Genomic DNA, 13,342 nt, shown 5'->3' with positions numbered 1-13,342 from the left:
AGACCGATGGGCGACAGAAGGATGGGCCACACATGACCAAGAGCTATGATGCGCTGATCATCGGTGGGGGACATAACGGGCTGGTCTGCGCCTTCTATCTGGCGCGCGCGGGGCTCAAGGTGCGGATCCTGGAGCGGCGCGCGGTCGTCGGCGGCGCGGCGGTGACCGAGGAATTCCACCCTGGCTTCCGCAATTCCACCGCCAGCTACACGGTCAGCCTGCTGCGCCCCAAGGTGATCGCGGACATGAAGCTGCACGATCGCGGCTTTCGCATCATCGAACGGACGATCAGCAACTTCTTCCCCTTTCCCGACACCTACCTCACGCTCGGTGGCGGGACCGCGCGAACGCAGGCGCAGTTCGCCCGCTTCAGCCGGAAGGATGCCGACGCCTATCCCGCCTATGACGCCGCGCTCGAAAAGGTCGCGCAGGTGTTGCGCGACCTTGCGCTGAAGACACCGCCCAATGTCGGCGGCGGGCTGCGCGCGCTGCTCGCCGGTGCCGCGCAGGGCTGGCCGGTCGCGAAGATGGGGATCGAACAGCAACGCGATCTGCTCGACGTCTTCACCAAGTCCGCGCGCGATTTCCTGGACGGCTGGTTCGAGGACGACCACGTGAAGTCGGCGTTCGCCTTCGACGCCGTCGTCGGCAATTACGCCGGGGTGTCGACCCCGGGGAGCGCCTATGTCCTGCTCCACCATGTCTTCGGCGAGGTGAACGGCAAATATGGCGCCTGGGGCCATTCGGTCGGGGGAATGGGCGCGATCACCCAGGCGATGGCGCAGGCCTGCGTCGAGGCCGGGGTCGAGATCAGTCTCGAGGCGCCCGTCGCCACGCTGCTGACCGAGGGCGGCAAGGTCGCCGGCGTGCGGCTCGATAGCGGCGAGGAGATCGCCGCCAGAATCGTCGCGGCGAATGTCGGCCCCGCACTGCTGTACCGCCAGATGGTCGACCCGGCCGATCTGCCCGCCGACTTCAAGCGGCGGATCGACGGCTTCAAGACCGGCAGCGGCACCTTCCGGATGAACGTCGCGCTGTCCGAGCTTCCCGATTTCACCGTGCTGCCCGGCAAGGACAAGGCGGAACACCACACCGCCGGGATCATCATCGCGCCGGGGATGGACTATATGGACCAGGCGTTTCTCGATGCACAGCAGCATGGCTGGTCGAAACAGCCGATCGTAGAGATGAAGCTGCCCACTACGGTCGACGACAGCCTCGCCCCGCCGGGACAGCATATCGCCAGCCTGTTCTGCCAGCAGTTCGCCCCGACGCTGCCGCCCCGTCCCGACGGCAGTGCGCGGTCGTGGGACGATGCGCGCGAGGAGGTGGCCGATCTCATCATCGATACCGTCACCGCGCATGCCCCGAACTTCAGGAAATCCGTGATCGCGCGGCAGATCCATTCCCCGCTCGATCTCGAACGCAAGTTCGGGCTGATCGGGGGCGACATCTTTCACGGCACGATGGGGCTCGACCAATTATGGGCTGCGCGCCCGATGCTTGGCCACGGCGACTATCGCGGGCCGATCGCGGGGCTGTACATGTGCGGATCGGGAACACATCCGGGCGGCGGCGTGACGGGCGCGCCGGGGCACAATGCCGCGCACGAAATCCTGCGCGACCGCAGCCTCGTCGGGCGGCTGTTCGGTCAGTCCGGCGCGACGCGCAGCAGGTAGAGCGGCAGCGCGGTCACCATCAGCCCCAGGCTGAGGCCGACCGCTTCCAGGCCCGCGCCCCACAGCGCCCAGCCCGCGAAGGCGAGCCCGGCGGCGGCGGCGGCGGGCACGATCCGCTTGATCAACGCGGTCAGGCACGCGCCGACATACAGCCAGATCGTCGCCGCCGCGGTCAGCCGCAGCATGAAGTCGAGCAGCCCGCCGAGCGAACGGGTCGCGTTGGACAGGACCAGCAGGCTCGCCAGCGCGCTCGACACCAGCAGCATCGCGATCGGCACGTCGCGCGCGCTCGTCCGCCCGATCCAGCGCGGAAGCAGGCCGGCGCGCGCCATGCCGAGCGGCACTTCGCCCTGCACCAGCGTCCAGCCGTTGAGGGCGCCGATCGCCGCGATGGCGGCAAAGGCGGCGGTGGCCAGGCCTGCCCCGCCACCCCAATAGGTCGCGACGAACAGCGCGAACGGCGCCTGCGCCGCCGCCAGCGGCGCCGTCGGCAGCACGAAGATGATCCCGCTGCACACGATGATGTACAGCACGCCGGTCAGGGCGAGGCCGAACAGCGTCGCGCGGACCACGTTGCGCGCGGGATCGCGGACGCGTTCGGCCGCGACGCTGGCAGCCTCGAACCCGACGATCGCGAAAAAGGCGAGCGTCAGCGCCGGGGTCAGCTCAGCCCAGGCGAACCCCGGCCGTGCCGCGGCGGGGGCGCCATGGCCGGCGGTCAGGGCCACCCCCGCCAGGATCAGCAACACCGCGACGAGCGGCAGCAGCTTGAGCACCGTCGTCGTCACCTGGAACAGCCCCGCAAGCCGTGCGCCACCGAGATTGAGCAGCGTCAGCAGCCAGATCAACCCGGTCGCCGATACCGCCAGCGACAGCGTGGTCGCGGCGAGAGCGGGCACGAACTGCGCGAGATATCGCACCGCGGTCAGCGCGATCACCGCATTGGCCGACCATATCCCGACCCAATAGCTCCAGCCGACGAGCACCCCGCACACCGGACCGAGCCCCTCGCCGCAGATCGCGACGACGCCGGTCGCGCCCGGGAACGCGACCGTCAGTCGGGCAAGGACCCAGGCGATCAGCATCGCGCCCGCGATCCCGGCGATCCACGCCGCGACGCTCGTCCAGCCATAGGGCGCAAGCTGCCCGGGCAGGACGAAGATGCCCGAGCCGATCATGCCGCCGACCACCAGCGCGGTCGCGGTCCAGAATCCGAACGGGCGTTGCGATGGCGAAGCGATACGATCACCCCCTTCGCAACCGAGTTGAGCACGCCTTGCGCGCCCATGCCAGAGGCAGCGCCGCGACCGCGCGACGGCGTGCCGGAAGGACGGCCCGTTTCGGATCGCCGGGACCGCATGGCCCGGGATGCCGCCGACATCCTCCCGCCCCTGCGCGATCGCAGCGGATGCCGCGCGCGGGCATCGCGCGCAGCCCCAGGCGGGTTCAGCCGCCCTGCCGGACCTGCATCAACGTCGCGTCCGACGGCAGCAACTGGTCGAGGAACGGCAGCAACGCCGCGCCGATCACTGGCGCATCGCCCGCCAGCCCGGCACGGATGACGGGCGCCATCGCGGGCAGGGCCATCTCGGCCAGTTGCACGTGGAGGCGCGCGATCAGCGCGTCGACGAGACGTTCCGACAGCCGCCCGCCGATGATGATTGCATGCGGATCGATCAGGCAGTTGATGTTGACGAGCGGCGCGACCAGCGCCCGGGCGGCCACGTCGACCCAGCGGTCCAGCACCGCCTGCACACCCGGATCGGAATGATCGATGTCGTCCGGGCTGGCCACGCCGAAGCCAGCGGTCGCGAGATAGTGCAGCAGCGCGGACAGCGAGACGACATCCTGCACGACCGCGCCGGGGACGCCGCTGGTCATGTCCGGGAGCAGGCCGAGTTCCGCACTGCGGCGGTTCGCGCCTTCGACATAATGCCGATCGATCATCAACCCGCCGCCGAGTCCCGAATTGATCAGGATGTAGAAGAAGCTCGAGACCGAACGCCCCATGCCCGACTGCGATTCCCCGACCGCCGCCGCCGCCGCATCATTGTCGACCAGCACCGGCCAGGGCAGCACCGGCGCGAGCAGGGCCGGGATCGAGAGACCGATCCAGTCCTCATAGGTGGGCGGCCGGCCGGGAAGCGCGATCGATCCCAGATCGTCGGGCACCGCAACACCGACCCCGATCACGCGATCCCGCCCCACCCCCGCCATCGCCAACAGCGGGTCGAGCGCGCCCTTGACGAACGCGACCACATCCTCGGGCAAGGCGAAGGCGACGTCGCGTCCGATCCGCCCCCGCACCTCTCCGGCGAGATCGAGCGCCACGAGCGTCAGATGGTCGCGGTCGATGTTGAGACCGATCGTCAGGCAGCCGAGCGGCTCGATCGTCAGCCGGATCGCAGGCTGCCCGCGCGGCCCCTGCAGGCGGCCGATCTCCTTGACCAGCCCGGCATCGATCAGCCGGCGCGTGATGTTGGCGATCGTCGGCGCGGTAAGCCCGGTCGTCCGGCACAGGTCGACCCGGGTCGTCTCCTGACTGGTCCGGATCGCCTGGAGCACCACGCGCTGGTTATAATCGCTCGCACGGGCCAGGTTGGTCCCGGACAGCGAGACGGCCAGCCGCGCGCCCCGCGTTTCCCGGACGGATTCTGCACTCATCAAACTCCCTTTCCGACGCATCGTTACACGGTGCGGCGAAGCGAAGTCACCAAATGCTTCGGGCGTCCTCGCAAACAAAATCAAATTTATTAATTAGCTTGATCGCGCTGATATGCCGTCCTAGCCTCGGTGCAAGATCATCCCCGGCCTGGGCGAGACGACGACGGCTCGCGACAGGACCAGCGGGCGGCCGCGAAGCGGTCCCGGGCGATGACGGGAAACGAGGAGAGAGTTGGTGGCGGCCGCTACACCGATTTGTCCAGGCGCGCCGGGTCCGGAGGACGGCGAAGTCCGCCCGCGCCCGCGCTGGCGCGAGACCACCGACGCCGGCACCGGTTTTAGCCACGAGCCGTTCGACAAGGACGATCCGACAGGTTTTTCACGGCCGTGGTCCGCCCGGGCCAACGGCGTGTTCGGCGACCCACCCCCCTCGTTTCAGGAGATCATCGCTTGATCCGCGCCAATCGTCGCGAGCTGCTCGGGGGCACCGCCCTCGCCGCCTTCGCCGCCGCCGTTCCCGCCGCCGCTCCCGCCGCGGTCCTCGCCCAGTCGCCGAAGGCGACGACGCCCGATCTGTTCGTCGGCAGCGGCGGGCATGGCCATACCTTTCCCGGCGCGACCTTGCCGTTCGGGATGGTCCAGCTGTCGCCGGACACCAACAATTTCGGATGGGATGCGTGCTCGGGCTATCACCAGTCCGACCGCTCCATCATGGGGTTCAGCCACACCCACCTGTCGGGCACCGGGATCGGCGACATGCTCGACGTGCTGGTCGTCCCCACCCGCGCACCGCTGAAGCTCGTCTCCGGGCCGCGCGAGAACCCGGACTCGGGCTATCGCCAGCGCTATAGCGACGAACATGCCGAGCCGGGGTATTACCGGGTGAAGCTCGAATCCGGCGTCCTGGCCGAACTCACCACGACCGAGCGTACCGGGCTCCACCGCTACACCTTCGCCAAGGGCCCCGGTCATATCCTGATCGACTTCGCGCACTGCAAGCAGGAGAGCGAAGCCGAACTGATCCGGATCGAGGACGCGGCGCTCGCGCTTGGGGGCGACGGGGTGCTGACCGGAAGCCGGCAGGTGTTTCGCTGGGCGGAAGGACGCCGTATCCACTTCGCGCTGCAGCTCTCCCGCAACCCCGACCGGGTCCAATTCTATGGCGACGACGACCGACCCGTCGCCGCCGGGGCGCGCGGGGTAACGGGGCACAGGCTCAAGGTCGCGCTGTTCTTCGACGACGCCGGATCTGCGCCGATCCTGGTCAAGACGGGCATTTCCGCCGTGGACGTCGCTGGCGCGCGCGCGGCCCTGGCCGAGGCGCCGGGCTGGGCGTTCGACCGGGCCTGCACCGCCGCGCGTCGCATCTGGGCGGGGGAGCTCGATCTCGTGCGGGTTGCGGGGGGAACGCCGGCGCAGCGGACCATCATGGCCAGCGCCCTGTACCATACGCTGATGGGTCCGACCCTGTTCAGCGACCGCGACGGGCGCTACGTCGGGCTGGACCAGCAGGTCCACACCCTGCCGGCGGACCAACGCGCCTACAGTGCCTATTCGCTGTGGGACACCTATCGCGCGCTGCACCCGTTGCTGACGCTGGTGCGCCCCGACATGGCGGAACGCTTCGTCCACGACCTGATCCGCCAGACGCAGCAAAGCCCCTACGGCCCGCCGACCTGGCCGCTCCAAGGGTTCGAGACCGGATGCATGAACGGGTGGCATTCGGTCGTCGTGCTGGCCGAGGCGCATGCCAAGGGCATCAAGGCCGATTATGCCGCCGCCTGGCCCAACATCCGAAAGCGCGCGTTCGACCCGGGCTATCAGGACAGTCTCGCGACGCTCGGCCGCGATCACTATATGAAGCTCGGTTATATTCCCGCCGACAAGATCCGCGAAGCGGTCAGCCGGACGCAGGAATATGCGTATGACGACCATGCGATGGCCGCTCTCGCTGACGCGATCGGCGCGCGCGAAGATGCCGCCGCGCTGCGCAAGCGCAGCGGCAATTGGCGCAACGTGATCGATCCCGCGATCGGTTTTGCGCGGCCGCGCTTCGCCGACGGCACATGGTGGACGCCGTACGATCCGATCCAGCTCGGCCACATGCCGGAACCCCGCTGGCGCGATTATACCGAGGCCAATGGCTGGCAGGCGACCTTCCTCAACCAGCACGACATCTACGGCATGATCGCGCACATGGGCGGCGACACGGCCTATGAGGCCAAGATCGATTCCTTCTTCAACGCCCCTTCCACCCTCCCGGCCAACGCACCGCCTGATATCGCCGGCCTGGTCGGGCAATATGCGCACGGCAACGAACCCGATCACCACGCGGCATATTTGTACGCCTATGCCGGCGCGCCGTGGAAAACCCAGGCGATGGTCCGCCGCCTGTGCACCGAAATGTACAAGGACGACCCCGACGGCGTGATCGGCAACGACGATTGCGGCCAGATGAGCGCATGGTTCATCCTGTCGGCGCTCGGCTTCTACCCGGTCGATCCGACCACGGGAATCTATGTCTTCGGATCGCCGCTGTTCGACACCGTCGACGTAAAGGTCGGCGCGGGCAGGACGCTGCGCGTCCGCGCGATCGGCAACGCGCCGGACCGGCCCTATGTCCAGTCGGTCCGCTGGAACGGGAAGCCATGGACCAGGAACTGGATCGCGCATGCGGACGTCGTCCAGGGTGGCGACCTGGAATTCACCATGGGTGCAAAGCCATCCCGCTTCGGCGCGGGCACCGCCGATCGCCCACCCTCGGCCGCGCACGCCTGATCGACCCGCGCGTCACCCCGGCATGGCGCCGGGGCGACGATCGGGAAGGATCGCGTGCCCCCCGAGGTGCCTGCCCCTTCGACACGGCGCGCGCGGCGCGATAGGAACGCCTGGATGACCCCTGCGCTTGCCCCCGCCCCCGCGTCCACGCCCGCATCCACGCGCCGTATCCTGCTGGCCAGCCTGATCGGAACGTCGGTCGAATTCTACGACTTCTACATCTATGCCACGGCCGCCGCGCTGGTGTTCGGTCCGCTGTTCTTCCCCGCGGACGATCCGGCGTTGCAGTTGCTGGCGTCCTACGCGAGCTTCGGCCTCGCCTTCTTCGCGCGGCCCCTGGGGGCGGTGGTGTTCGGGCACTTTGGCGACCGGCTCGGGCGCAAGTCGACGCTGGTCGCGTCGCTGATGCTGATGGGCGGGTCGACCGTGGCGATCGCGTTCCTGCCCGGCCATGCCCAGATCGGCTGGGTCGCCCCGTTGCTGCTGTGCCTGTTGCGGTTCGGACAGGGACTGGGGCTTGGTGGCGAATGGGGCGGCGCTTCGCTGCTGGCGGTCGAAAACGCGCCGGCCGGGCAGGAAAACCGGTGGGGAATGTTCCCGCCGCTGGGGGCGCCGATCGGCTTCATCGCGGCGAACGGCTTCTTCCTGCTGCTCGGCGCGGTGCTGAGCGACCAGCAATTCCGCGAATGGGGCTGGCGGCTGCCGTTTCTCGCCAGTTCGGTCCTGGTCGGGCTGGGCCTGTGGGTCCGGCTAAAGCTCACCGAGACCCCGGCGTTCCGCGAGGCTGCCGCCCGCGACGCGCTGCCCCGGGTTCCGATCGCTCAGCTGTTCCGCCACCACCTGCGCGCGACCGTGGCGGGTACGGTCGGCGTGGTGGCGTGTTTTGCCTTATTCTACCTGACCACGGCCTTTGCGCTCAGCTATGGCACCACGACGCTCGGTCATGGTCGGCAGGCGTTCCTAGGGCTTGAGATCGGCGCGATCCTGTTCCTGGCGCTGGGCGTCATCGTGTCCTGCACGCTGGCCGATCGGACGGGCGCCGCCAGGATGCTCCGCTGGGGCTTCGTCGGGTGCGTCGCATCGGGCCTGCTGATGGGGCCGATGCTGGGCTCGGCCTCGCTGTGGATCGTGTTCGCCTGGCTTGCCCTGTCGTTGTTCGCGATGGGTTTCGCCTATGGACCACTCGGCGGCTGGCTGCCGTCGCTGTTCGACTCCGGGGTGCGCTACACCGGCGTTTCGATCACCTTCAATCTCGGGGGCATCTTGGGCGGCGCGCTGGCACCGATCGCGGCGCAAATGCTGGCGATCCGCGGCGGGCTGCCGCTGGTGGGCCTGTACCTCGTCGTCGCCGGCCTGCTCAGTCTGGCCGGGCTGACGCTCCTCGACCGACGGTAGGCGCAAGACCCGCGGCCCGGCCACCGGACCGTCGGAAAAAACCGATGATTGGCCGTTCGATGCAGCGATAGGCGAGCAGTCCGATCGCGATCCCGGCGACGCAATGGAGCGTGATGGCGAGCCCCGCGCCGAGCTGCAGCCGGGCGGCAACCTTCGCGGTCACCGAGATGATCAACGTATGCCACAGATAGATGGAATAGCTGGCATCCCCCAGCAGCCTGAGCCACGGCACGTCCGGCACCCCGGCGCCACGGCGTTCATGGACCAGCATCGCCGCGACGCACGTCAGCGCGGGCGCGCCATAGCGGAGCGCCTTGGGCCATTCCGTCGGCAGCACGGACGCAAGCGCGAACAGCCCCACGGTCAGCGCGATCAGCGCGGGGCCGGCCGCCCGTCTGCCGAACGTCCTGCCCTGCCAGATCTGTGCGAGCCACAGCCCGCCGAGAAACTCCAGGATATGGGGGTCGGTATAGAAATACAGCGCGACCTGTTCCCGATCGACCAGCGGATGCGCCAGGGCGAGGACCAGCAAGGCGACGGTCATTGCGCCAAGCTGGAGCCCGCGCGGCAGCATAAGCGCGAGCGCGAACAGCGCGTAGAACCCCGCCTCGTAATTCAGCGTCCAGCCGGGGACGAGCAGCGGCCAGACCGCCCCGTTGCTGGGCGAGATCGCTGGCAGGAACGCATAAGACGACACCACATGGCCAACGGTAAGCCGCACCGCGGGAAACAGCCCGCACAGCGCGCCGGCCACCATCACCGAGGTCACGATCCAGTAGCTCGGCACGATCCGCTTGGCGCGGTCCACCAGGAACGGGCCAGGCCGGCTGGCGGCATCGGTAATCGCCCACATCAGAAAACCGCTGAGCACGAAGAACAGGTCGACCCCGGCTTCGCCGATCCGCAGCGGAACCTGCGCGCGATCCGCCGCATGGTACAGGACGACGGCGCAAGCGGCGCCACCCCGCAAATATTGAATTCCCGGCAAACGTTTCATTGCAGCGCAGCATAGACGATCACAGGTCGCGTGTAAGTCCCTCCGAACACTGGAATGGCTTTCCGCAAATCGATCCGCCACAAATACGAAACATCTCGAAACGAACGCGAAAATCACACGGAACGTCCTGCGGCTGGCAGATCTTGCTTGCACTTTGGAACATGTTGCGCTGCGGTATAACGATACGTCGGTGCATGCCGGAACGGTGCCTGCGTCGCTAACGGGCCGATCGACGCGCGTTCCGGCGCGCATCGCTGCAGGCCACCGGGTGGGACAGGAACTTCAATGCAGATCGTCTATTACAAGGACCCCGTCGGCAATTTCGGCGACGACCTCAACGAGCTGATCTGGCCGCGCGTCCTGCCGGACGACGTCCGCGCCGCGCCCGACACGGTGCTGGTCGGCATCGGCAGCCTGTTGGACCAGGCGCGCTTTCGCACTGTCGCCACCGCCGGAAAACAGGTGTTCGTGCTCGGCTCGGGCGCGGCCTATGGGCAGTTGCCCGACGATCATGCGCGCTGGACCTATGCCGCCGTGCGCGGGCCGCTCACCGCCGAGGTGGTCGGCCACCCCGCCGCCGCGGCGACCGACAGCGCGGCGTTGCTCGCGCGGTTGCCCGACCTCGTTCCACGATCCGCGCGCCCCGACGAGATCCTGTTCATGCCGCATCACCGAACGCTGGTGAACAGCCGCTGGCAAGCCGCCGCCGAGCGCGCGGGGATGAACTTCGTCGATCCGCAGTGGCGGCCCGATCGCATCCTCGCCGCTTATGGTCGCGCCAGACTGGTCGTGACCGAGGCGATGCACGGCGCGATCGTCGCGGACACGTTGCGCATTCCGTGGGTTCCGGTGATGATTTCGACCGAGGTCAGCATCTTCAAATGGCGTGACTGGGCGGCGTCGGTCGGCGTCGCGTATCGCCCGGTCGCGCTGCCGCCGACCGCGCGGCTCGAGGCGTTCCGGTATGATCGCATCCGCCGGCTGACCGAGGCGAGCGGCCGCAGCGTCGCGCACACCGATGCCGCCACGGTCGACGATGCCGCGCTGATCGCGGATTTCCGGAACCGCTTCCGCGAGGAGCCCGCGGTGATCGATTCGGTCGCGGCGCCGGGTGCGGTGAAGGCCGTGCTCAAGGCGGCGCTGACACGATTCGACGGGCGCCGACTGGCGGCGGCGAGCCGCGCGCTTCGCGCGGTGGCCGAGGGGCAGAGTTACCTCAGCGACGACACGACTTTCGGCGATCGGCTGGGGCAGCTGGAACAAGCGGTCGACCGCGTGATCGCACAGGTCCGCGCCGGCTAGCCCGGTCCGTCGCGGTTGCTGCCGAACCGCGCGGGGACGTCAAGGTCGGCGCCGGACGAGCTTGCGGACCAGCCCCACGCCCTTCCCCAGCTGCATCCGGCCCCCGGGGAACAGCGCCAGCGCGCCGATGAACGCGGCGTATGCGAGCACGCCCGCCAGTGCGAGCATCGGCACGTTGCCCCACACCGGCTGCTGTGCCAGCAGCGCGAGGACACTTGCGCTGATCGCCGTCGCGGCCGCCAGCGGGACGCCCATCCGCAGCATGTCCGCCCGCGTCACCGGGCCGGACCGGGTCACCGCCCACCACATCATCGGGATCTGGATCAGCGCGCTCGAAATCGCCGCCGACATCGCGACGCCCTTCGGCCCCCAGAAGATTCCGACCAGATAGCCCGCGATGATCGCCGCGGACCCCAGCCCGCCCCAGCGCAACTGCTCCGCCGCGCGCCCCTGGCTGACGAACAGCCACGATGCCGCCTGCCGCAATTGCAGGCTCAGCGCCGCCACCCCGAGCCACGCGAAGGTCGGCGCCGCGCCGACCCAGCGCTCGCCGAGCAGCACGAAAATCACCGGCTTGGCGAAGACGATCGCGCACAGGATGCCCGGCGTGGTCAGCGTCAGCACGCCCCCGAGCATCGCGAGATACGCGCCGCGATATTGCGCCGCGTCGCCCGACAGACGCGAGAGCAGCGGCACCGCCACGCGCGCGGCCGGGGCGGTCATCTGCCACAGCGGCTGGAACATCAGCTTGTACGCGCGGTCGTAGATACCGAGCGGCCCGGCACCGAACCGCGCGCCGATCAGGATATTGTCGAGGTTGGTGATCAGATAGCCGAGCAGATTGTAGCCGGTCACCGTCCCCCCGAAGCGCAGCAAATGCAGCGCATCGCGCGAGATCCCCGGGCGCGACGGGCGCCAGCGCGAGAACAGCAACGCCATCGTGAAGGTGGTCGCGCCATGCGTGACCTGCATCGCGACAAGTGACCAATATCCGAACCCGGCGAGCGCCCCGCCAACCCCGACCACGATGCTCGCGAACAAGGCACCTACCTCGATCAGCGCGATCGCGCCGAACCGCATGCGCCGGTTGAGCAATGCCAGATGCTGCGCGGCAAGGCTCGACAACAGCAGCGCGATCGCCATCGTCCGCATCACCGGCGTCACCGCCGGTGTCGCATAGAACACCGCGACCAGCGGTGCCGCCGCCACCGCCAGCCCGGCCAGACACCCGCCGATCACGACGTTGAGCCAGAACAGGCTCGACAGCTCGCTCTGGCTGATCGTCGGGCGCTGGATCGTCGCCGCCGACAGCCCGAGATCGGTCAGCAGCAGCGCCGCCATCACCAGCGGGCCGACCATCGCGAGCAAGCCGAAGTCGGTCGGCAGCAGGAGCCGCGCGAGCACGACCTGGCTGCCGAACTGGAGCGCGAACTTGCTGCCCTGTCCGCCCATCGTCATCGCGGCACCGATCGCGGACTGGCGCTTGAGCGTCCCGGCGTCGCCCGACGGCGAGAATTCGGGCGGGACGGTGGCTCCGCTCACGCCGCCGCGCCCCGGTATCCGCCGCGGAGCGCCTTGCGCAGGATCAGCGGCAGCTGCCGCGCACCTTCCTGCGCGACGAGCAACGGGCTGTCCGCGCTGGCGAACAGATAGCCGAGCGCAGCCCGCGGCGCGCGCGCCTTCAGTTCGTCGGTAAAGCCGCGATAATAATAACAGCGGTCGATCGTGCGCAGGTGGCGGCGCAGCAACGCGGCGAACGCCGTGTCGCCCGCGGCGCACGCCTCGGCGAGCAGCAATCGCTGGCGGCGGCGCAACACGTCGAGGTCGCCGGTCGTCTGGACCTGCGTCAGCGAATCCGCGCGGACGAGATAGCGGTACAGCGGGGTCGGATGCAGCCACCACCCCGCGCCCGCGCGCAGGCATTCGACATAGAGCGCGAAATCCTCGGCGAAGCGCACGGTCTCGTCGTACCGGATGGCGTTACGCATCAGGAAGTCGCGCCGGATCAGCGGCTTCAGAAATCCGTAATTGCGCCGCGGCGCATCGGGCGTGGAGATGTTGCGCGCGATGAATTCGGGCAGGTCGATCCGGACGGGCGCGGGAAGCGCGCCCTCGGGCAGCATCGGCATCTGCGCCCCGGTCGCCTGATCGACCAGCCACAGATTGTCCGCGACCATGTCGGCGTCCTGCTCGACTCCCAGCCCGATCAGCGTCGCGAGCCGGTCGGGCAGGAAGCTGTCGTCGGCGTCGAGCAGCGCGATCCACGTCCCGCGCGCGGCGAGGATCCCGGTGTTGCGCGCGACCGATGGCCCGCCGTTGCGCGGCAACGCGAGCAGCGACACGCGCGGATCGTCCCGCGCGATCCGCGCGACGATGGCGGCGGTCGCGTCGGTCGACCGGTCGTCGACCACAATGATCTCCAGCGCGCAGTGCGTTTGCTGCGTTGCGGAAGCGATCGTCGCCTCGATATACTGTTCGGCATTGAAGGCCGGAATGATAACGCTGGCCTGGATCATACCGGCTCCCT

The 13,342-nt window shown here is 68.8% G+C and carries 10 protein-coding genes; 5 read left to right on the top strand and 5 right to left on the bottom strand.

Translation table 11 applies throughout. The features are described from left to right. The first annotated feature begins 32 nt into the window (after positions 1-32). Positions 33-1,679: an NAD(P)/FAD-dependent oxidoreductase gene (locus L8G49_RS15630; RefSeq protein ID WP_242138302.1), complete on the top strand. Its 1,647-nt coding sequence runs from the start codon at positions 33-35 to the stop codon at positions 1,677-1,679. Here the strand turns inward: L8G49_RS15630 and L8G49_RS15625 are convergent. After that, a complete protein-coding gene (locus tag L8G49_RS15625; protein ID WP_347272078.1) occupies positions 1,652-2,920 on the bottom strand; it encodes an amino acid permease in 1,269 nt (422 codons plus the stop codon). The two genes, L8G49_RS15630 and L8G49_RS15625, sit on opposite strands and share 28 nt — an antisense overlap. Positions 2,921-3,125: 205 nt before the next feature. After that, positions 3,126-4,343, bottom strand: a complete 1,218-nt coding sequence (locus L8G49_RS15620; RefSeq protein WP_242186691.1) for an ROK family transcriptional regulator — start codon at positions 4,341-4,343, stop codon at positions 3,126-3,128. A gap of 235 nt (positions 4,344-4,578) precedes the next feature. Here L8G49_RS15620 and L8G49_RS15615 point away from each other — a divergent pair, with 235 nt between their 5' ends. The 3 genes from L8G49_RS15615 to L8G49_RS15605 all read left to right on the top strand — a co-directional run bounded on the left by L8G49_RS15615 (position 4,579) and on the right by L8G49_RS15605 (position 8,516). Next, entirely contained in the window at positions 4,579-4,797 is a 219-nt protein-coding gene (locus tag L8G49_RS15615; protein WP_242186690.1) for a glycoside hydrolase family 125 protein, read from the top strand. Next, complete coding sequence (locus L8G49_RS15610; protein ID WP_242186689.1) at positions 4,794-7,121, top strand: GH92 family glycosyl hydrolase; 2,328 nt, start codon at positions 4,794-4,796, stop codon at positions 7,119-7,121. The genes L8G49_RS15615 and L8G49_RS15610 overlap by 4 nt, the downstream gene beginning before the upstream one ends. Positions 7,122-7,235: 114 nt before the next feature. Then, a complete protein-coding gene (locus L8G49_RS15605) occupies positions 7,236-8,516 on the top strand; it encodes an MFS transporter (protein ID WP_242186688.1) in 1,281 nt (426 codons plus the stop codon). Here the strand turns inward: L8G49_RS15605 and L8G49_RS15600 are convergent. Beyond that, positions 8,479-9,513: an acyltransferase gene (locus L8G49_RS15600; RefSeq protein WP_242186687.1), complete on the bottom strand. Its 1,035-nt coding sequence runs from the start codon at positions 9,511-9,513 to the stop codon at positions 8,479-8,481. The genes L8G49_RS15605 and L8G49_RS15600 overlap by 38 nt on opposite strands. A 285-nt stretch (positions 9,514-9,798) precedes the next feature. Here L8G49_RS15600 and L8G49_RS15595 point away from each other — a divergent pair, with 285 nt between their 5' ends. Continuing rightward, on the top strand, positions 9,799-10,815 hold the full coding sequence (locus L8G49_RS15595; RefSeq protein ID WP_242138295.1) for a polysaccharide pyruvyl transferase family protein: 1,017 nt from the start codon (positions 9,799-9,801) through the stop codon (positions 10,813-10,815). 39 nt (positions 10,816-10,854) lie between these two features. Here the strand turns inward: L8G49_RS15595 and L8G49_RS15590 are convergent, their stop codons facing one another. After that, complete coding sequence (locus L8G49_RS15590; protein WP_242186686.1) at positions 10,855-12,357, bottom strand: lipopolysaccharide biosynthesis protein; 1,503 nt, start codon at positions 12,355-12,357, stop codon at positions 10,855-10,857. Continuing rightward, positions 12,354-13,331 carry a glycosyltransferase family 2 protein gene (locus L8G49_RS15585; protein WP_242186685.1) on the bottom strand — a complete coding sequence of 326 codons (978 nt, stop codon included), beginning with the start codon at positions 13,329-13,331 and terminating at the stop codon, positions 12,354-12,356. The genes L8G49_RS15590 and L8G49_RS15585 overlap by 4 nt, the downstream gene beginning before the upstream one ends. Between the last annotated feature and the right edge of the window lie 11 nt (positions 13,332-13,342).

It is taken from the genome of Sphingomonas sp. CARO-RG-8B-R24-01, assembly GCF_022662295.1.
Taxonomy (GTDB): domain Bacteria; phylum Pseudomonadota; class Alphaproteobacteria; order Sphingomonadales; family Sphingomonadaceae; genus Sphingomonas.
This window is presented reverse-complemented; position numbering and strand designations above follow the sequence as displayed.

Excerpts from the sequence above, each read along its gene's own strand:
- L8G49_RS15630 (WP_242138302.1), top strand. The coding sequence starts at position 33 with ATGACCAAGAGCTATGATGCGCTGATCATCGGTGGGGGACATAACGGG.
- L8G49_RS15620 (WP_242186691.1), bottom strand. The coding sequence starts at position 4,343 with ATGAGTGCAGAATCCGTCCGGGAAACGCGGGGCGCGCGGCTGGCCGTC.
- L8G49_RS15605 (WP_242186688.1), top strand. The coding sequence starts at position 7,236 with ATGACCCCTGCGCTTGCCCCCGCCCCCGCGTCCACGCCCGCATCCACG.
- L8G49_RS15600 (WP_242186687.1), bottom strand. The coding sequence starts at position 9,513 with ATGAAACGTTTGCCGGGAATTCAATATTTGCGGGGTGGCGCCGCTTGC.
- L8G49_RS15595 (WP_242138295.1), top strand. The coding sequence starts at position 9,799 with ATGCAGATCGTCTATTACAAGGACCCCGTCGGCAATTTCGGCGACGAC.
- L8G49_RS15585 (WP_242186685.1), bottom strand. The coding sequence starts at position 13,331 with ATGATCCAGGCCAGCGTTATCATTCCGGCCTTCAATGCCGAACAGTAT.